This is a genomic window from Pseudomonas sp. NPDC090203, from assembly GCF_044746765.1.
Taxonomy (GTDB): Bacteria; Pseudomonadota; Gammaproteobacteria; order Pseudomonadales; family Pseudomonadaceae; genus Aquipseudomonas; species Aquipseudomonas putida_AD.
The window spans coordinates 15,229-34,818 of sequence record NZ_JBIVCV010000022.1 but is presented as its reverse complement, the minus strand read 5'-3'; the positions used below and the strand labels follow the sequence as shown (position 1 = coordinate 34,818).

General features: G+C 61.5%; 16 protein-coding genes. 11 read left to right on the top strand and 5 right to left on the bottom strand.

The annotated features are described in order from the left end of the window. Positions 1-147: 147 nt before the first annotated feature. Both ACIPO9_RS26945 and ACIPO9_RS26940 read right to left on the bottom strand, forming a co-directional pair. Entirely contained in the window at positions 148-3,273 is a 3,126-nt protein-coding gene (locus ACIPO9_RS26945; RefSeq protein ID WP_400784394.1) for a transglycosylase domain-containing protein, read from the bottom strand. Between the two features lie 282 nt (positions 3,274-3,555). Then, positions 3,556-4,698, bottom strand: coding sequence for an OpgC domain-containing protein (locus tag ACIPO9_RS26940; protein WP_400784393.1), 1,143 nt, complete (start codon positions 4,696-4,698; stop codon positions 3,556-3,558). Positions 4,699-4,981: 283 nt separating this feature from the next. Here ACIPO9_RS26940 and ACIPO9_RS26935 point away from each other — a divergent pair, with 283 nt between their 5' ends. The 3 genes from ACIPO9_RS26935 to ACIPO9_RS26925 are packed head-to-tail and all read left to right on the top strand — an operon-like array spanning position 4,982 to position 7,834. Beyond that, positions 4,982-5,353, top strand: coding sequence for a GtrA family protein (locus ACIPO9_RS26935; RefSeq protein ID WP_274135058.1), 372 nt, complete (start codon positions 4,982-4,984; stop codon positions 5,351-5,353). Then, positions 5,350-6,330, top strand: coding sequence for a glycosyltransferase family 2 protein (locus tag ACIPO9_RS26930; protein WP_274135060.1), 981 nt, complete (start codon positions 5,350-5,352; stop codon positions 6,328-6,330). Before ACIPO9_RS26935 ends, ACIPO9_RS26930 begins: the two co-directional genes overlap by 4 nt. Further along, the gene (locus ACIPO9_RS26925) at positions 6,311-7,834 is read left to right on the top strand and encodes a glucosyltransferase domain-containing protein (protein ID WP_400784391.1); all 1,524 of its coding nucleotides are present in this window, start codon (positions 6,311-6,313) and stop codon (positions 7,832-7,834) included. Before ACIPO9_RS26930 ends, ACIPO9_RS26925 begins: the two co-directional genes overlap by 20 nt. A gap of 42 nt (positions 7,835-7,876) precedes the next feature. Here ACIPO9_RS26925 and ACIPO9_RS26920 read toward each other — a convergent pair whose 3' ends face one another. Beyond that, positions 7,877-9,490: an FMN-binding glutamate synthase family protein gene (locus ACIPO9_RS26920; RefSeq protein WP_400784390.1), complete on the bottom strand. Its 1,614-nt coding sequence runs from the start codon at positions 9,488-9,490 to the stop codon at positions 7,877-7,879. Between the two features lie 78 nt (positions 9,491-9,568). Beyond that, positions 9,569-10,381: a response regulator transcription factor gene (locus ACIPO9_RS26915; protein WP_400784388.1), complete on the bottom strand. Its 813-nt coding sequence runs from the start codon at positions 10,379-10,381 to the stop codon at positions 9,569-9,571. A gap of 132 nt (positions 10,382-10,513) precedes the next feature. On the opposite strand from ACIPO9_RS26915, the gene ACIPO9_RS26910 reads away from it, so the two are divergent. The 4 genes from ACIPO9_RS26910 (at position 10,514) to ACIPO9_RS26895 (ending at position 14,508) form a co-directional block, all read left to right on the top strand. Next, positions 10,514-11,335 (top strand): carbon-nitrogen hydrolase family protein, encoded by an 822-nt coding sequence (locus ACIPO9_RS26910; RefSeq protein ID WP_274135066.1) that lies wholly within the window; start codon positions 10,514-10,516, stop codon positions 11,333-11,335. A 146-nt stretch (positions 11,336-11,481) separates the two neighbouring features. Next, positions 11,482-12,807 (top strand): APC family permease, encoded by a 1,326-nt coding sequence (locus tag ACIPO9_RS26905; RefSeq protein ID WP_400784387.1) that lies wholly within the window; start codon positions 11,482-11,484, stop codon positions 12,805-12,807. A 211-nt stretch (positions 12,808-13,018) separates the two neighbouring features. Further along, positions 13,019-14,110, top strand: coding sequence for a D-alanine--D-alanine ligase (gene ddlA / locus ACIPO9_RS26900; RefSeq protein WP_400784385.1), 1,092 nt, complete (start codon positions 13,019-13,021; stop codon positions 14,108-14,110). Further along, entirely contained in the window at positions 14,107-14,508 is a 402-nt protein-coding gene (locus tag ACIPO9_RS26895; protein WP_400784384.1) for an NUDIX domain-containing protein, read from the top strand. The genes ddlA and ACIPO9_RS26895 overlap by 4 nt, the downstream gene beginning before the upstream one ends. Positions 14,509-14,617: 109 nt before the next feature. Here ACIPO9_RS26895 and metR read toward each other — a convergent pair whose 3' ends face one another. After that, the gene (metR, locus tag ACIPO9_RS26890; RefSeq protein WP_274135070.1) at positions 14,618-15,535 is read right to left on the bottom strand and encodes a transcriptional regulator MetR; all 918 of its coding nucleotides are present in this window, start codon (positions 15,533-15,535) and stop codon (positions 14,618-14,620) included. Positions 15,536-15,786: 251 nt separating this feature from the next. Between metR and ACIPO9_RS26885 the strand changes: the two genes are divergently transcribed. The 4 genes from ACIPO9_RS26885 to ACIPO9_RS26870 all read left to right on the top strand — a co-directional run bounded on the left by ACIPO9_RS26885 (position 15,787) and on the right by ACIPO9_RS26870 (position 19,529). Next, the gene (locus ACIPO9_RS26885; RefSeq protein ID WP_400784383.1) at positions 15,787-16,779 is read left to right on the top strand and encodes an alpha/beta fold hydrolase; all 993 of its coding nucleotides are present in this window, start codon (positions 15,787-15,789) and stop codon (positions 16,777-16,779) included. Positions 16,780-16,951: 172 nt separating this feature from the next. After that, positions 16,952-17,620 carry a DsbA family oxidoreductase gene (locus ACIPO9_RS26880; protein ID WP_400784381.1) on the top strand — a complete coding sequence of 223 codons (669 nt, stop codon included), beginning with the start codon at positions 16,952-16,954 and terminating at the stop codon, positions 17,618-17,620. 182 nt (positions 17,621-17,802) lie between these two features. Further along, a complete protein-coding gene (locus ACIPO9_RS26875) occupies positions 17,803-18,516 on the top strand; it encodes a GntR family transcriptional regulator (RefSeq protein ID WP_274135074.1) in 714 nt (237 codons plus the stop codon). After that, positions 18,513-19,529, top strand: coding sequence for an ADP-ribosylglycohydrolase family protein (locus tag ACIPO9_RS26870; protein WP_400784380.1), 1,017 nt, complete (start codon positions 18,513-18,515; stop codon positions 19,527-19,529). Before ACIPO9_RS26875 ends, ACIPO9_RS26870 begins: the two co-directional genes overlap by 4 nt. The last annotated feature ends 61 nt before the right edge of the window (positions 19,530-19,590 follow it).

The window sequence follows — 19,590 nt, the reverse complement described above, 5'->3', positions numbered from 1 at the left end:
AAGGTGCCTCAAGACGAACGGTTCTCATTTGTGGGAGGTGCAGGGGGCTCGTAGCAGCACGGCTTGCCGGCGGGAGCGGTGTGTCAGTCAACTCATTCATCGCTGACACACCGCCCCCGCCGGCAAGCCGTGCTGCTACGGGGGGAATTATTGCGACAGGCTTGCCACCTGCATCGCAGCAGGCGCCTTGCACTGGGTGTAAGTGCCCGCCTGAAGGTACGGATTGAGAATCGGCGCCATGCCCTTGAGCACCTGGACGGGCAGGGCCGAGGTGAACTTGAAGGCCTCAGCGGCGCGGCCCGGCACGTAAGCCGTCAGCGTGCCGAAGTGGTTGTCGCCGATGTAGAACACGAACGTCGCCGTGCGGTTGATCGCCTTGGAGGCCAGAATCCGCCCGCCCGAGCCAAAGCTTTCGATGCGGTTGTCACCGGTCCCGGTCTTGCCGCCCATGGCCAGCGTGGTGCCGTCCGGCGTCTTGAACGTGCCCGACACCCTTCGCGCAGTACCGGCGTCCACCACCTGCGACAGGGCCTCGCGCATGGCCCCGGCTACTTGCGGCGACAGCACGCGCTTGCCCAGTTCCGGGTTGTTGTTGAGCAGCGTTTCATAGGGCGTATCGGCGGCGAAATGCAGACTGTCGATGCGCAGCACCGGCAGGCGAATCCCGTCGTTCTGAATGATGCCGATCAGCTCGGCCAGCGCCGCAGGACGGTCGCCCGAACTGCCAATTGCGGTCGCCAGCGAGGGCACCAAGTGGTCGAACGGATAACCCAGGCGCCGCCAGCGCTGGTGGATGTCGAGGAAGGCTTCGATCTCCAGCATCGTGCGAATGCGGTTGTCACGGGCGCTCTTGTGCCGGCTCTTGAACAGCCAGCTGTACACCTCCTGACGCTCGAAACGGCTGGCGGCCACGGCGTCCTTGAAGCTCGCTTCGGGGTTCTGCAACAGGTAACCCACCAGCCACAGGTCCAGCGGGTGAACGCGGGCGATGTAGCCTTGATCGGGCAGGTCGAACTTGCCGGGGCCGTAGGCGTAGTACAGGTCGTCGAGGCGCTTCTCGGTGAGCGGCGGCTGGGTCTTGTCGATCACCACATGGGCTTTGACAAAGGCGCTGAAGGCACTCTGGCTGGCGTTGGGCAACAGGTAACGATGCACCGCCGCAATACGGCTGGCGGACGGATGAACGCCATCCATGAAGGTATCGAGTCGATCCTGTGTGGTCTTGTTGCGGTAGCGCTTCCAGAACTTGAGCAGGAAGGAGGTGCCCTCGCGGTCAGCGAAATCCGCGAGATACTCCTGACGCCGAGGGTCGCTGTCGTCCTTGAGCAGCACGGCGCTGTTGTTCGGGCCCTGATAGGTGACGTAGCGCACCACATCGCGCATCAGGCGAATGAACGGCAGGTTGATCGACTCGCGCAGGGCTTCGCGCAGGGTCGGGTTGCGGGCGTTGTCTTCCTTGCGGAAATTGTTGAAGTGATGCAGCCCGCCGCCGGTGAAAAAGTTCTCGCCGGGGCTGGCCGAGTATTTGCGGTCCAGGGCTGCGGCCAGCATCTTCGACAGGTCACGGTCGTTGTTCTGCATCAAATAGTCCAGCGCCCAGCGGCTCAACTGGTCGGGGGGCTCGACCGGCACTTTCTTGAGATCGGCAGTGCTCATGCCCGAGTACTTGTCGTGCAGTTCCTGAATGATCTGCAGGTAGGTGGTCAGCACTCGCATCTTGGCGGTCGAGCCAAGCTCCAGCTTGCTGCCTTCGTTGATGTCGAACGGCTGGTCGGTGCTGTCGGTCTGCACCCGCACGCGGGAGCCGTCGATGTCGCGCTCGAACAGGGTGAAGCTGTAGCGCACAGCCTGGGTGCTGGTAGGTGTCAGCAGGTGTTCGCCTAGCAGCCCCAGTTTGCCAGCCACTTCCGGATTGGCGAGGTCACGCAGGTACTGGCCGACGCTGACTTGCAGATCATTCTGCAGGGTACTGGTGGCCGACAGGTCCAGGCGGTCGAGGTCGTACAGTGGCCGGTCGAGCATGTTGGACAGGCGCGTGCGGGCGACGGTGATGCCCTTGTTGGTCTCGATGGGCTGCACGGTGGGTTGCTGCACCCAGTCGCGATAGGTGACGGTGGCGCCCAGCGCGGCATCGGCCAGGGATTGCTCGATCACATTGTTTTGCGCCAGCACACGAATGTGGCTGTCTGTCAGGTCAGCTAATTCCTTGCGGCCCTTGGCCAGGTAATGCGAAGGACGGCGTTGGGCGATCACCAGCGACAGCACTTCGCGCAGGGCCAGGCCTTGCGCGGCGAGGGTCTTGGCGTCCTTGGCGGGGCTTGCCAGCAACTGGTTGGTGCGGTCGAAATCAGCGCCATACCAAACCCGCAAACCCTCGGCCATCCCGTGCACTTCGCCGTGGCCTGGCACTGCCGAGAGCGGCACGCTGTTCAGGTAATCGCGCACCACCCGCTGGCGAGCCTCCATGGTTTCCTGACCTGGCTGGTAGGCTCGCACACTGGCCGACACCATCTGGCGGATTTTCTCGGCGCCGGATTGAGTCAGGCCGTCGGGGGAGTGGCGGTACTTCTCCAGTTGGGTGGCCAGGGTGCTGCCGCCTGCCGACTGACCGGGCAGGCCGACCAGTTTGGCGACCTGGGAAACGGCAGCCTTGAGAAAGCGCGGCCAGTCCACGGCGGGGTTGGCCAGCGGATGTTTGCTGTCGAGCAGGTCGCGGTTTTCGATGAACAGTAGGCTGTTGACCAGCACGGGCGGGATCGAGGCGAAATCCGGATAGAGCTGTTGCGGGTAGGTGAATTGATACAGCGCATCGCCGCGGCAGTCGGAGATGGTCAGGCCGGACTGGCTTTTCTCCTGATAGGGCACGAAAAAACCGCGTTTCACGTAGGAAACCAGTTCTGGTGAAAAGCGCGATTGCTCGGTGACGCGGTAGTCGCGCTTGAGCAGGCGCGGCAGGAAGTCGCCCAGAGCCGAATAGCCCAGGCGCTTGTCGAACGGGCCATCACCGGGATAGATGATCGCATCGCTTGGGCCGCTTTCGACGCGATAGTTCAGGTCCCGGGCCAACTGGCTGAATTCCCGGGCCTGCAGCCTTGAAGAACGGCTTTCCGTGGCGATCACAAATCCCAGGATCACCAAGGCCACCAGAATCAACACCAGCAGCGCCCGCCACACATGACGACCATGGCCTGAGCCTGCTGGCACCGGAACCTTCCCCTGACTGTCAGCCTTGACCGCAGCCTTCTTTGCATCGGAATGCCACAAAGCGCCCATATCGTTGGCCCGGTTAAACCTGTTAATCGCACCTGACTACAAGCTTAGACGCTGGGCGGGGAGGGTGAAAAATTTGTGAACAAGTTGTACCAGAGCGGGCTGCGGATTAACGCCACGACTGGCCAGCGATGCGCCCTCAAGATCGCTCCCGCCGGCAAGCCGTGCTGCTACGAATCTGCGGCGTTACACAAATCCCAAGCACACCCCAACTCCCCGTAGCAGCACGGCTTGCCGGCGGGGGCGGTCGTGAATTCGCTACCTGCGGTCAGCCGTGCGGGGGCCTCAAACCTTCACCACCTGCGCAACCTTCGGGCTGCCCAACCGCTTGTTGAGTTCCAGCCAGTTGGACAGCAGCAACATCAGCCCCAACCCGAGCAGAGCGGTGATGACGCGCATTTGCCATACGTCGCCTGCCAGCGCATTGACCCCGTCGGCCAGTGGCGCGAGGAGCACGCCCAGGCAGAAGATTTCCAGCGAATAGCGGCCCATGCGGCAGGTCTGCCGGGCGGGCCAGTTGTCCAGCCAGGTCTGGGTGGCGGGCAGCAGTTTGGCGACGACGTACACCAGCGCGATGAAGTGGATCAGGCGCAGGGGCGAGAGGTCGGTTTTGCTGATCGGGTAGATCAGGTCGGTGAACGCCTTGGGCAGCAGAGCGTCGTGGACGGTCGGGAATTTCCACAGGAAGGTGATGCTGCCCGCGATCAGCATGTACAGCGCAGCGATCAGAAATACCGGCTGTTGCCACACTGGCCGCGCCGCCGGACGAGGCTCTACAGCACGCTGGGTGTACATGGCAAAAGCGCCACCGAGCACGAAAATCAATTGCCAGGCCACCGGGTTGAAGTACCAGTACCCACCACCTTCATAGGCGCGCAGGTTCCAGCCGAACAGCGGCACCATCAGGTACAGCGCGAACGACAGCCCCACCGCGACCGCCGCGTTGCGCAGCATGATCGGCAGGATCAGCGGCAGCGCACCCATCAGCAGGATGTACAGCGGCAGCGGGTCGGTCAGGTTGGGTTTGAAGCGCAGCAGCAGTTCGTCTGCCAGCGCCTGTTGCGGGTTGCCGACGAAATACTCCAGGCCCATTTCGCGCACCATGTCGCGGGTGTCGACATGGTTGTTGGCGACGAACACGATGCCCATCAGCAAGGTCAGCAAAAAGATGTGCGCGACGTAAAGCACCCAGGTCCGCTTGAGGATTCTCAGGCAGGCGACCACGTAGCCATCACGCTGCGCCACTCGGCCATAGGCCGTCACGGCCGCGAAACCGGCCAGGAACACGAAGACCTCCGCCGCATCGCTGAAGCCGAAGTTACGCAGGGTCAGCTGCGCGAAAGGGTTTTCCGGTACGTGATCCCAAAAAATGAAGATCAGCGCCAAGCCTCGAAAGAAGTCGATTCGATGGTCGCGTCCGTTCGTCATGACGGTGAACTCTTGCAAGACTGTTTAAAGAAGATAGCCATCAGTGGCTCAGGTTCAACGCCGGCCAGGGAGGCTGATCGGCGGCGCGAAGGGTGGCGGTTTTGTCACATAATTGCAAAGATTGCGTATTACAGGATGTCTCCGGCCCCAACGGGCACAGCCGACAGCCGGTCATGCGCAAGTCATGCCGAGCGACTTCACTGCAAGGACTGGACGATCATGATCCGGCCCCGCACCGGATCAGCAGTTGACCAGGACGGTCACCCACTCCGGAACGTCAATCATGGCACCGCTGCACAGGTTCGCGCGCTACAGCCTGGTCGGGTTGGGTAATACCGTTCTCCATGCGGCCGTTTTTGTCGCGCTGCATGGGGGCTTCGGCCTGTCGCAGACCCGCAGCAACCTCGCGGGCTTTCTCGCCGCCGCCTCCCTGTCGTTCTGCCTCAACGCGCGTTTCACCTTCCAGACTTACCGCTCATGGCGTCGCTATTGGGTGTTCATGGCGTTTATGGCCTTGCTGAGCCTGGTGATCGGCGCTCTGGGCGACGCCTTTGCCTGGTTGCCTGCGGTGACGATTGTGGTTTTTTCAGCCAGCAGCCTGGTGATCGGTTACCTGTTCTGCAAACGCGTCGTGTTTGCCGGAGGCCAGTCATGAAAGTCTCGCTGGTGGTGCCGCTGTACAACGAGGAACATACGGTCGAGCTGTTTTATCAGGCCATCCGGCAGGATCGCGGCCTGCAGGGTTGGCGCATTGAAATCGTCTTTGTCGACGACGGCAGCCAGGACTCCACCGGTCGCCGCGCCAAGGCCCTTGCCGATGCTGATCCGGATGTCGTGCTGCTGACCTTTTCGCGCAACTTCGGCAAGGAAGCCGCGCTGTTTGCCGGCATCGAGTACGCCACTGGCGATGCGGTGATTCCGGTGGACGTGGACTTGCAGGATCCGGTCAGCGTCATCGGCCAGCTCATCACCGCCTGGCAGGCAGGTGCAGAGATCGTGCTGGCCAAGCGTCGCCATCGTGATGCCGAAAGCTTCTTCAAGCGGCATTCGGCCGCTCTGTTCTACAGGGTACTGCGCCGAATTTCCTCGACCCGGATCGAAGAAAACGTCGGTGATTTCAGGTTGCTGGATCGCAAGGTCGTGGATGTCATCAAGGGGATGCCCGAACAGCAAGTGTTCATGAAGGGCATGCTGGCCTGGGCCGGATTCGACACTGTGACCGTGGAATACGACCGTGTCGCCCGGGTCGCGGGACGCAGCAAGTACAACGTGTGGAAGTTGTGGAATCTGGCCCTCGACGGCATCACGTCTTTCAGCACTGTGCCATTGCGCATGTGGACGTACATCGGCGGTCTGATTTCCATGTCCACGCTGTTGTTCGCCGGATACCTGCTGCTCGATTACGCCGTTAACGGCAATCCGGTGCCGGGTTATTCCTCACTGATGGTTTCGATTCTGTTTCTGGGTGGGACGCAACTGATCGGTATCGGCATTCTCGGTGAATACATCGGGCGGATTTATCTGGAGAGCAAGCATCGGCCACGGTATGTGATCAAGGACGTTGTTATCCATAGAGGTGATTTCCCGGCCGGCGATAACCTGACAGACAGAGATGCCAGTCGCCATGTTTGACAAGTGCCTGAATCCCTTGGGTTCGCGACAGTTGATCATGGTATTTGCCATCGCGACGCTGTTGTTTGTCTACCCGATCATCCAGGCGGACTATCCCTACGGCGATGATGTGCCACGTCAACTGTTTCTGGGGGAAGACCTGTGGCGAAGTCAGGGTCGCGGGTTGATGCAGGTATTCCAGACTGTAGTGGGCTTCAGTTCGCACTCAGTGGATGTATTTCCATTGCCGCTCTTGTTGATGCTGCCCGTGCTGGTATTGGCGCTGGCCTCATTGACACGCCACTACTTTCGCAAGCCTTGCCTGTTCGATTGTTCAGTCGTTCTGCCGCTGCTGTACAGCCCATTCTTTCTCGGCAACCTGAGTTATCAATACGACGGGCCGATGATGATTCTGGCGTTATGCTGCGTCATCTTTGCCATTACCTTCAAACATCGGCACTTGGGATTGCGCACAGTAATTCCCGGCCTGCTGCTGGTGGCGGCTGCCAGTCTTTATCAGATTACGCTGCAGGTGTTCGTTGCCCTGTGTTGTATCGAATGCCTGCGCGGCATCTGTGACGGCGTTGACTTGAAGTCAATATTGCTGGGGATTGCCGAGCGCATCTTGCAATTGTCGGTCGCCTGCATTCTCTACTACTTCACGGCCTTTCAATTCTATGCCAGTTGGCGCGGGACGCTGGCCCATGACGGCGAGGGCTGGGGCGCATTGATCACAGCACGGCTGAGGAAAGTGGCTGAAGTCATCGGCCTGCTCATTACCGATGGCAACCGGATGATCATGGCGTTGCTGGGCGTGGCAGCGGTGGCGGGTATCGCGCTGATGCTGGTTGCCGTACTGCGCTCGGAACGCAGGCTGACGGAACGGATGGCGTGCGTCGTCCTTTGCGCCATTGCGTGGTTGGTGATGATGATTGCGGTGCCAGGCATCATTTTAGTCATCGAAGATTTCGCACTTAACTGTCGATCACTGATGGCAGTGTCCTGTGTGATGGTTGCGGGGTTTTATTTCGCTCGCAAAGCGCTTGGGGAAATACATCCGGCAGCGTCTGGGCTGTTGCTGATCCCGTTAGTGTGCATGCTGTCTTTCTCCTTTGCGTACGGCCGCGTCCTTGTGGCGCAAAAAACACTGGAGACAAGTGTGGTGCAGAGCATCGGCTACGATCTCTCTTCTCGCGCTGAACTGCGCAAGATTCAGGACTTCTACCTGATACCTCCAGAAGATTTGCGACTGTGGCTGCCGGCGGTGGCGGGCACTCTGGAGCAGATGCCGGCGTTGGCGTTCATTCTGGACAAGACGCAAATAACCATGGCCGAGAGATTTGCAGTGGCGGGTTTCAATAATGTGGCTTCGAAAACGCGGCAGTCATTCATGGACGCGACTGTCGACACGCATCCTCAAGTGCTGGTCAATAATCTGTTCTACGACATCGTGCGGATCGGGAACATCGGTTATATCGAGTTGAAAACACCAGAGGGCAGTGGCCGGTACAAGTTCCACTGGTGATGCCGCGATCAATGGCGCCCCATTGATCGCGGCGTATCAGGCTTAAATGATCTCGTTCGGCTCGAAGCTGTCCGCCCGCGCCATGCGCCACATGCGCGAATAGAAGCTGTCGTCGACGATGCCGTTGAGCAACTGCCCCGGTTGCAGGAACACGTGGGACTGGGAGAACAGCTTGACCTCGGTCGGCGACTGGCGACGCACCAAATGCTTGGCTTCCAGTTGCGACGGCGAGTCCAGGCCGGCGGCGGCGATCATCTCGGCCAGGGCGTGCAGCGTGCTGCGGTGGAAGTTGAACACCCGCTGCGCCTTGTCCGGCACCACAAGTGCGCGCTGGCGCAATGGGTCCTGGGTGGCGACGCCGGTCGGGCATTTGTTGGTGTGGCAGCTCTGGGACTGGATGCAGCCGATGGCGAACATGAAGCCCCGTGCCGCGTTGGCCCAGTCGGCGCCAATGGCCAGGACGCTTGCGATGTCGAACGCGCTGACGATTTTGCCGCTGGCGCCGACCTTGATCTTGTCCCGCAGGTTCAGGCCCACCAGGGTGTTATGCACGAACAGCAGGCCTTCGCGCATCGGCAATCCCATGTGGTCGGTGAACTCCACGGGGGCTGCGCCAGTGCCGCCTTCGGCACCGTCGACGACGATGAAGTCCGGCAGGATGCCGGTTTCCAGCATGGCCTTGGCGATGCCCATGAACTCCCACGGGTGGCCCAGGCAGAATTTGAAGCCCACCGGTTTGCCACCTGACAGCTCCCGCAGCTTGGCGATGAACTGCATCATCTCGGTCGGGGTCGAGAAGGCGCTGTGCCGCGACGGCGAAATGCAGTCCTCGCCCATGGGAATGCCGCGGGTGTCGGCGATTTCCCGGGTGACCTTGTGCTTGGGCAGGATCCCGCCGTGGCCTGGCTTGGCGCCCTGGCTCATCTTGATCTCGATCATCCGCACCTGCGGGTCTTGCGCCTGCTTGGCAAAGCGCTCCGCGTCGAAACGACCATCTTCGGTGCGGCAACCAAAATAGCCGCTGCCCAGCTCCCAGGTCAGGTCGCCGCCGTTTTCACGGTGGTAGGGGCTGATGCTGCCTTCACCGGTGTCGTGGGCGAAGTTGCCGAGCTTGGCGCCCTTGTTCAGGGCACGAATGGCGTTGGCACTCAGGGAGCCGAAGCTCATGGCCGAGATGTTGAAAATCGACGCCGAGTACGGCTGCGTGCACTGCGGGCCGCCCACTGTGACACGGAACTGATTGGGGTCGGCCAGCGGCGCCGGGCGCATGGAATGGCTGATGAACTCGAAGCCCGTCTGGTACACATCGATCAGGGTGCCGAAGGGTTTGTCCGCCGACTCGTTCTTGGCCCGGGCGTACACCAGCGAGCGCTGGGCGCGGGAGAAGGGCAGGGCGTCGCTGTCGGATTCGAGCAGGTACTGGCGGATTTCCGGGCGGATCTTCTCCACGGCATAGCGGATGTTGCCCAGGATCGGGTAGTTGCGGCGCACCGAATGCGGCACCTGGATCAGGTCGAAAATACCGATCAGGCTCAGGATTGCAGTGGCGAGGGTGAAGGGCCACAGCCATTCGTGGTGCAGGAATGGCAGGCTCAGAAGTGTGAACAGCACACAGCCGACAAAAAAGGCGTAGCGGCTTAAAAGGGACAGGCTCATTGGCGATCCTTTAGGTCTTAACACGGTTGAAGGATTAGCGCTGTGCCGCGCTTTTTTTCGGCAAGACTTTGTTTCACTTCAAGCGCTCTGCGCCTGAAGAAAAATCGAAAACAGTTCGGACTGCGATTTGATACCCAGTTTGCTGTAGATATGTTTCTTGTGTACGCGCACGGTCTCGGCGGAGATATCCAGCTTGCGTGCGATCTCCTTGCTGGAGCAGCCGCTGAGCATCAGCCGGCCGACGTCCAGTTCCCGGGCGGTCAGTTGTGCGCCGCGACTCTGCTGCACCGAGACCTCCAGTTGCGTGCGCCAGTCAGCGGCGGGCAGCGGGGCCATTACCGGCTCCTCGTCCGAGGCAGGTTCAGCCAGCTCGAAGGGTAGACGCTGGCGCAGCAATGCGATGACCCAGGGTTGAATCATGGAGAGCAGGGCAATCTGTTCGGCGGTGAAACGACGGGTCGAGCCCAGTGAGAGGCACAGCGTGCGGTCGTGATCGAGCTGGCAATTGAACTGGATTTCGTCGGCCACCACATTCAGACGAAAGTATCGTTGGTAATACTCAGTCAGTTCAAAATGCTCCGGCGCCACTTCCGCCAGTCGGAACAGGCCGCCCTGCGAGCGCTCGCGGCTGGCGATGTAGAACGGGTCGAGCAGGTACAGGCCCTTGAGGTAGTCCTGGAACAACTGGTCAGGGCTGCCGTCTTCGGCCGGGCTTTCGGCGAACACCAGTGGTCGCTGGCCGGAACTGAATTGCAGCGCCACCCAGCTATCGAATTCGACGTACTGATTGAGCAGGCGCACCAGTTGGGCCCAGAAGTTCGGCCGGTCCAGCGCTTCGATCAACTGTGCGACCGAGCGGTGCCAGGCGATGTCCGCAAGTGCGAGTGTCATGGATCTACCCCTATTGGGTTACTACAGCTGCGTAATACCCCGTAATACTTGGCTTTGCGCATACTGCCCGCAGAGCAAGGGTCAGGCCAGCTTTTTGTACCTGACCGGTATGCGACTCGATAAGGAGAACCCATGAAGGTCGAATTCGCCCAATTGACGGGCCAGGACAATGGCACTGCCCATAACCTGAAAAACGCGCTGAACGCGATTGCCGCCTGCGCCAGCGACACGGCGTTGATCGTGTTCCCGGAAACCCACTTGATGGGCTTTCCGTCCAGCGAAACCGTCGGCGAGATTTCCGAGCCGCTGGACGGCCCCACCGTTCAGGCGGTGCAGCAGGCCGCCCGGGCGCGCAACGTCTCGGTGGTGATCGGCATGGCCGAAAACGACGAAGGGCGCTTCTACAACACTACGCTGCTGATTACTCCCGAGGGCATTGCGCTGCGCTATCGCAAGACCCACCTGTGGGCGTCCGACCGTGGCGTGTTCACCCCTGGTGATCGCTACGCGACCTGCCTGTGGAACGGCCTGCGCGTGGGCATGCTGATCTGCTACGACATCGAATTTCCCGAGTCGGCCCGTGCCCTGGCGCAACTGGGTGCCGAGCTGATTATCGTCACCAACGGCAACATGGACCCCTACGGCCCCACCCACCGCACCGCGATCATGGCCCGCGCCCAGGAAAACCAGGCGTTCGCGCTGATGGTCAACCGCGTGGGCGAGGGTGATGGCGGCCTGGTGTTCGCCGGCGGCAGTGCGCTGGTGGACCCGTTCGGCACGTTGCTGCACGAAGCCGGCCGCGAGGAATGCCAGTTCAGTGCCGAACTGGACCTGAGCCAGTTGCAGGCAGCGCGTCGTGACTATCGCTACCTGGACGACCAGCGCCTGCGCCTGCCGGGCGAAGTGGTCGAGCACGCCAATGGCGTACGCGAATTGTTGATTCCAAAACGCTGAAAAAGAAGAAGGGAGGGCCGGTCGCTCTGGCACTTTGCACAGAGCATCGGTCGCCATCTCTCTCGTTAGCTGTTCATAAAAAGAACGCCTCAAGTTCTGCCGCACTTTTCTCTGCCATAAAACCTATAAATTCGGAGTAGTCGCTCATGGCTCGTTTGCAACGTACCCTTTCGCTGGGGTCGGTGGTGCTGTTTGGCATCGCCTACATGACCCCCATCATCGTGCTCGGCACCTTTGGCATCCTCGCGCAATCCACCGGCGGCATGGTTCCGGCGTCGTACCTGGCGGCGCTGGTGGCGATGTTCTTCACCGCCATGAGCTACGGCCGCATGGCGTCGGCGTTCCCGGTGGCCGGTTCGGCCTACAGCTACGTGCGCAAGGCCATCAGCCCCAAGCTGGGTTTCATCGCCGGCTGGGCGGTGTTGCTCGACTACCTGTTCCTGCCGATGGCCATCTGGCTGATCGGAGCTGCGTACCTGGGCTCGGCATTCCCCTCGGTGCCGCAACCGGTCTGGGTGCTGGCGTTCATCGTCATCACCAGCCTCATCAACATCGTCGGCCTGAAGCTGGCCAACACCGTCAACGCCCTGTTGATGATCGTGCAGTTCCTGGTGCTGGCCGCGTTCGTGGTGCTGTGCATTCATTACATCGGCGGCGACGCCAGCAAGCCACTGTGGACCCTGGCGCCGTTCATCAACGGTGACATGCAGATGCCGCTAATCATGAGCGGTGCGGCGATTGCCTGCTATTCGTTCCTGGGCTTCGACGCGGTCAGCACCCTGACTGAAGAAACCCGCGATCCGCGCAAGACCATCCCCAAGGCGATCATGCTGATTACCCTGATCGGCGGGCTGATTTTCGTCGGCGTGTCCTACTTCGTGCAGCTGGCGCATCCGTCGGCGCAGTTCGATAACGTCGACTCGGCAGCCTATGAAATCGCCCGCAACATCGGCGGCGATCTGTTCGTCACCATCTTCCTGATCGGCCTGATCGTCGGCCAGTTCGCGTCGGGCCTGTCGGCCCAGGCCAGCGGTTCGCGCCTGCTGTACGCGATGGGCCGTGACGGGGTGTTGCCCAAGTCGTTCTTCGCAGGCCTGAGCGAGCGCTTCGGCACGCCGGTCAACAGCATCCTGCTGTGCGCCGTGGTGGCCTTGCTGGCACTGAAACTGGACGTGACCACCTCGACCTCTTTCATCAACTTCGGTGCCTTCCTGGCGTTCAGCCTGGTCAACCTGTCGGTGATTTTTCACTACTGGATTGGTGGCGAGAAGCGCGGCCTGCGTGAGCTGCTGTTGTTCCTGATCTGCCCGCTGATCGGCCTGCTGGCGGACCTGTGGCTGATGGTCAGCCTCGACAAGCTGGCGATCATGCTGGGCGTGAGCTGGCTGGTGATCGGTTGCATCTATCTGGCCTGGCTCACCGGCGGTTTCCGCCGCCAGCCGCCGGAGATGGATTTTCAGGAAGCTACCTAAAGTCCAAACCGCGACTCTGTAGGAGCGCGCTTGCCCGCGACGGCGGTGTGCCTGCCACTCTTTGGGTGGCTGATACACCGCGGTCGCGGGCAAGCGCGCTCCTACAGGGTGGGATTTCGTTCTGCATTCCGTCCAACAAAGGTGCCGGGGGCTGGACTAACGGCGCAAATTGCTTTTAGCTCTGCGACCTGAAATCCAGGAGCTTCCCCCTTTGAAAAAGTCAGTCGCCATCGTTTTCGGTGGGCAATCCTCCGAACATGAAGTGTCGTTGCAATCGGCGCGCAACGTGATCAACGCGATTGATCGCAACAACTATTACGTCACCCTGATCGGCGTCGACAAGCAAGGCCACTGGCTGCGCTTCGACGAGCGCGACTATCTGCAGAATGCCAACGACCCGGCGCACATCAAGCTCAGCGAGTCCGGCCGTCTTCTGTCCCTGCGCCCTGGCGCCCAAGGGCCGCAGTTCGTGGAAGCGGAAACCGGCCTTGAAGTGCCGCGCATCGATGTGGTGTTCCCGCTGATTCACGGCAGCTACGGCGAAGATGGCGCCTTGCAAGGTCTGCTGCGCATGCTCGACATTCCCTTCGTCGGCCCCGACGTGCTGGGTTCGGCGGCGTGCATGGACAAGGACGTGACCAAACGCCTGCTGCGCGACGCGGGTATTGCCGTGGCGCCGTTCGTGGTGCTGCATCGCGGCGAAACGGTAGATTTCGTCAACGTTTCCGCGCAACTGGGCCTGCCGCTGTTCGTCAAGCCGGCGTGCCAGGGTTCGTCCGTGGGCGTGAGCAAGGTCACCGATGAGGCCAGCTACGCAGCGGCCCTGAAGCTGGCGTTCGAATACGACAACAAGGTGCTGATCGAGCAAGGCATCGTCGGGCGTGAAGTCGAATGCGCGGTGCTGGGCAACCACGAACCGCAGGTCAGCGTGTGCGGCGAAGTAGTCGCCAACGACGATTTCTACGCCTACGACACCAAATACCTGAACGACGGCCAGGCGCGCATCGCGATTCCCGCCGAGCTGCCGGATGACCTCGCTGAGCAAGTGCGCGAAGTGGCCTTGCAGGGCTATCGCGTGCTGGGTTGCGCGGGCATGTCGCGGGTGGATTTCTTCGTCACCGACGCTCGGGAAATCATCATCAACGAGATCAACACCATCCCCGGTTTCACTTCCATCAGCATGTACCCCAAGCTGTGGCAGGCCAGCGGCTTGAGCTACCCGGAGCTGATCGACCGGCTGATCGTGCTGGCGCTGGAACGCGCCGCTGAAACCCGCGCGCTGAAAACCGAGGTGGTGCTGTGAAGGTGATTCGCATCGCCGCAGCCTTGCTGATTGGCGCCGACGGTCGAACCCTGCTGGTGCGCAAGCGTGGCACCCAGGCGTTCATGCAGCCGGGTGGCAAGATCGATGCGGGCGAGTCGCCTGCCCAGGCGCTGGCGCGGGAGCTGCACGAAGAACTGGGACTGGTGGTTGCGGCGGAACAGGCGCAGTTTCTCGGCGAGTTCTCTGCCGTGGCGGCCAATGAGCCAGGTTTTGAGGTGAACTGCCAGTTGTATCGGCTGGATGTTGCCCAGGACCTGGTGCCTGCGGCCGAGATCGAGGAGGTGGTGTGGATCGATGCCGGGAGCGTCGATCACCTGCACCTGGCGCCGTTGACCCGGGATTCGATCTTGCCGTTGTATCGCCAGATGATCGCCTGACCCATACCTGTAGGAGCGCGCTTGCCCGCGACAGCGGTACACCTGTGCAAAATGTCGTCGCTGACACACCGCCGTCGCGGGCAAGCGCGCTCCTACAATTGGAGTTTGCTTATCTGACGGCACTCACCCCATCCAGCGTCGAGAACGACGTGTCCTTGGCCGTCAGCAGGAAATCGCGCATGTACGGCGCATCCAGCATGTCGGCGCGGACGGCGGCGTAGAGCGTCGCGAACAGGCCTTTTTCCCCCAGGCGCTTGGCTTTGACATAGCCCCGCGAGCTGTATTCATGCAGCGCCCAGTGCGGCATCCCGCACACGCCACGGCCGCTGGCGACCAGTTGCATCATCATCACCGTCAGCTCCGAGGTCCGCACCTGCGCAGGTTCCACGTCGGCGGGCTCCAGGAAACGGGTGAAGATATCCAGCCGGTCACGCTCCACCGGATAAGTAATCAGGGTTTCGCTGGCCAGGTCACCGGGCACCACGAACGGCTTGCCTGCCAGCGGATGCTGATTGGCGACCGCCAGCATCGCCTCGTAGGTGAAGAGCGGCACGTAGGTAATGCCCGGCAGATCCACCGGGTCGGAAGTCACCACCAGGTCCAGATCGCCACGGGCGAGTGCCGGAAGCGGGGCGAAGGCAAAACCCGACGCCAGGTCCAGCTCCACTTCAGGCCAGGCATCGCGAAACTGGTCGATGGTCGGCATCAGCCACTGGAAACAACTGTGGCACTCGATGGCCATGTGCAGACGCCCGGCCACACCGCCCGCCAGGCGTGAAATATCACGCTCGGCGTTGCGCAATTGCGGCAACACCGAATCGGCTAGTTGCAGCAGGCGCAAACCGGCGCTGGTAAAGCGCACAGGCTTGGTCTTGCGCACGAACAGCGGCATGCCCATGCGTTCCTCCAGCTCCTTGAACTGGTGCGAAAGCGCCGATTGCGTCAGATGCAGACGATCAGCCGCGTCCACCAGGCTATCGGCCTCACGCAGGGCATGAAGGGTTTTGAGGTGACGAATTTCAAGCACCGGGGCGCTCCATGAGCAAATTTTGTGATAACAAAGAATACGATGAGTTTGCCTCATGAAGAATGCGCTGTCGACATACCCATCTCAAGGTACTCACCGAACCGCTTTTTCTTGCAGCTTGAAGCTTGCCACTTGAGGCTGCCGCTACCGTTGGTACATCTTCATCAAACTGTCACGCAAGTGTGGCAGCGCGCCTGACGAAACTTCATCAGACTCGCGGCCTACTGGGGTTCTGCGTTTCGGTGTTTTTCATGCGGGTTTTATTCTTCCTGGCTGCCTTGTTGTGCAGCCTGCCGTCTTTTGCGGCTTCTCGATGCGATGTCAACGTTCCCACGCAAGTGGCCGAGCTCGATGAGGTGCACCTGGCGTATCAAAGTATCGGTCGTGAGTCCGATCCGGCATTGCTGCTGGTCATGGGCCTGGGCGGGCAGTTGATTCACTGGCCGGACGAAGTCGTGGTCGCACTGTGCCAACAGGGTTTTCGGGTCATTCGCTACGACAATCGCGATGTAGGCCTCTCCACCTGGGTTCAGGCACCGGCCACTGCCAACCTCACCTATGAGGTGCTGCGCTACAAGATCGGTTTCCCGGTGTCGGCGCCGTATTCGCTGACCGACATGGCCCAGGATGCCCTGGGTCTGATGGACGCGATGCACATTCAGCAGTTTCACGTGCTGGGCGCGAGCATGGGCGGGATGATCGCCCAGCATCTGGCTGACATGGCCCCAAAGCGGGTTGAGAGCTTGACGCTGATCATGACCAGTTCCGGCGCACCGGGCCTGCCGATGCCAAGCCCCGCGTTGCTGCAGTTGCTGGCGCGCCGTGGCGCACCTGACCGGCAGACCGCCATCGAGCAACAGGCCGATCTGCTGGCGGCGCTGGGCAGCCCGGAGGTGAAAGACGACCGGCAGAAGTTGCTGCAACAGGCGGCGATTTCCTACGACAGAGCGTTCAATCCGGAAGGCGTGAAACGGCAGATTCTGGCGATCCTGGCAGAGCCCAGCCGTGTCGAATTGTTGAACCGCCTGCGGGTGCCGACCCTGGTGGTCCATGGCACGGCGGACCCGCTGTTGCCGGTGATGCATGGCGTGCACGTCGCCGCGCACATCCAGGGCAGCCAGTTACGGCTGATCCCGGGCCTGGCCCACAGGTTTCAGGAAGCGTTCAAGGCGCCGTTGCTGGCCGCGGTGTTGCCGTACCTGCGCGAGCACCGTGAAGACGTGTCCCACGTCGCCCAGCTCTGAAACGCACCACATCTGTAGGAGCGCGCTTGCCCGCGACGGCGGTGTGTCAGTCACCTGATTCGTCACGGACACTACGCCTTCGCGGGCAAGCGCGCTCCTACGGGTGCAAGCACAGGTTTTTCTCTGAACCGGGATCGGCGTATCGTGCAACTTTCCTTTGCACGAGACTGCCATGAGCACTCCACTGAAAATCGATTTCATCTCCGACGTGTCCTGCCCTTGGTGCATCATCGGCCTGCAGGCCCTGGACCAGGCGCTGGATCATCTGGGTGCCGAGGTGCAGGCACACGTCCATTTCCAGCCTTTCGAACTGAACCCGAAGATGGGCCCGGACGGTCAGGAAATCTTCGAGCACATCTCTGAAAAGTACGGCTCGACCCGCGAGCAGTATCAGGCCAACGCCGAGAACATCCGCCAGCGCGGCGCGGAGCTGGGGTTTGTGTTCAAGCAGGGCGAACGCCGCATCTACAACACCTTCGATGCCCACCGCCTGCTGCACTGGGCCGAAGGGGAGGGCAAGCAACACGCCTTGAAACTGGCGTTGTTCACCACCTATTTCAGCCAGCACGCCAACGTCTCCAGCCACAAGGTGCTGGCCGATGTGGCCGAGAAAGTCGGCCTGGACCGCGCCCGTGCCGAGCAGATCCTGGCGTCGGACGAGTTCGCCGGCGAGGTCCGCCAACTCGAACAACTCTGGACCTCCCGCGGCGTCAGTTCAGTGCCCACCATCGTGTTCAACGACCAATACGCCGTGTCGGGCGGGCAGCCGGTGGACGTGTTTGTCGGCGCCATTCGTCAGATCATCAGCGAGCAGGCGAGTGTGGTGAACCCGGCCGAATAACCCCCGGTCCCTGTAGCAGCAGGGCTTGCCCGCAGGGCGTTCTTGAGGACGCCCCCGCCGGCAAGCCGTGCTGCTACAGAGTGTGTCATTGGCGTTCCTGCGCGCATTTTTCCCCTATCGTCTACCCAGCGCTTGAAAAAATCGCTTGCTCCCACCCACCTCTTTCGGATATCAATTTGTACATGATTAGACAGGTTCGATTTGACAAGAAAAAACGCGTGGTCGACGAACTCGCCCGACGCATCGAAACCGGCCAGATGGGCTCCGGCGAACTGTTGCCCGGCGAGAATCTGCTCGCTCAGGAATTCAACGTCAGCCGTGGCACGTTGCGCGAAGCTTTGTCGGAGCTCAAGCGCCGCAACTACATCGCGACCCAGACCGGTGTCGGTTCGATCGTGACCTTCGACGGCATCTCGCTGGACCAGCGCGCCGGCTGGGCTCAGGCACTGGCCGACACTGGCGCCCGGGTCAGCACCGAGATCCTGCGCCTGGTCGCGGTCCGGCGTCCCGATCTGTCGGCCCGTTTCGGTACCGAGGAGTTCATCGCCCTGGATCGTCGCCGTACCTCGTCCGACGGCAGCGTGGTGTCGCTGGAGCGGGTGCTGATCCCGGCAGTCAACGGTCTGGAAAACCTGCCCCGTGACGGGCTGATCGATGACTCGTTGACCGTGACCATGGCCGCCCATGGCTACGTGGGTGATCGCGGTGACCAGTGGATTGGCGCCGAGCCGCTGAGCGCCGACGACGCCGCGCTTATCTTGCGCGAGCCAGGCACCGTGTTTCTCAAGGCCATACGCACCACCTTTGACCGGCAACAACGTTTCATGGAGCACGTGGAGAGCTGGTTGGACCCCGTGCATTTTCGTCTGCATCTGGCATTTGGATCTTCTACATGACCGCATTGATCGACACTCGCGACCGCGCCCTGGCCGCTTTTTACGGCCTGGCACTGGGCGACGCGCTGGGCATGCCCACGCAATCACTCAGTCGCGAACAGATCAAACAGCGTTTTGGCCGCATCACCTCGTTGACGGCCGCCGATGCCGACCAGCCCATCGCGCCGAACATGCCCGCAGGTTCCATCACCGACGACACCGAACAAGCCGTGCTTGTCGCTGAATTGCTGGTGTCCGGTGGCGGCCGCATCGATCCGTCGGACCTGGCCCAGAGCCTGATCGACTGGGAAGCGGTGATGCAGGCCAAGGGCTCGCAGGACTTGCTTGGGCCATCCACCAAGCGCGCGATTGAAATGATCCTGGCCGGCCACAGCCCCGAAGAGGCAGGGCGCTTCGGCACCACCAACGGCGCGGCCATGCGCATCACGCCGGTGGGCATCGCGGCGGACGTGCTTGACGAAGGCGCGTTCGTCGAGTCGGTGATCCAGGCCTGCCAGGTCACCCACAACACCACGCTTGGGATCGCCAGCGCCGCCGCAGTGGCCGCCGTGGTATCGGCGGGCATCAACGGTGCAAGCCTGGTCGACGCACTGGACATCGGCGTGCGCATCGCCTCGCGCGCCGAAGGTCATGGCCACTGGATTGCCGGCGGCCGCATTTCGGCGCGGATCCGTTGGGCGAAGCAACTGTGCGAGACGGCGGACAATCACCAGCTCGCCGACCTGATCTACGACGTCATCGGCACCTCGGTGGCCTCACAGGAATCGGTGGTCGCAGCCTTCGCGCTGGCCCATCAGGTCGCATGCGGCCAGTTGCCGGCCTTCGATGCGCTGTGCACGGCGGCAAGCCTGGGCGGCGACACCGACACCATTGCAGCGATCCTGGGGGCGATGCTCGGCGCCTGCCAAGGTATGGGCGCCTGGCCTCACGGGCTGATCGAACAGATCAAGGCCGTGAACAGCCTGGACCTCGATGAGCTGGTCGAACACCTGCTGTCCCTGCGTGCAGTCTGAATCAGCCTGATCTGACCACTGCACTACCGAACAAGAGAAACATGCATCGCCCCTGAACTCA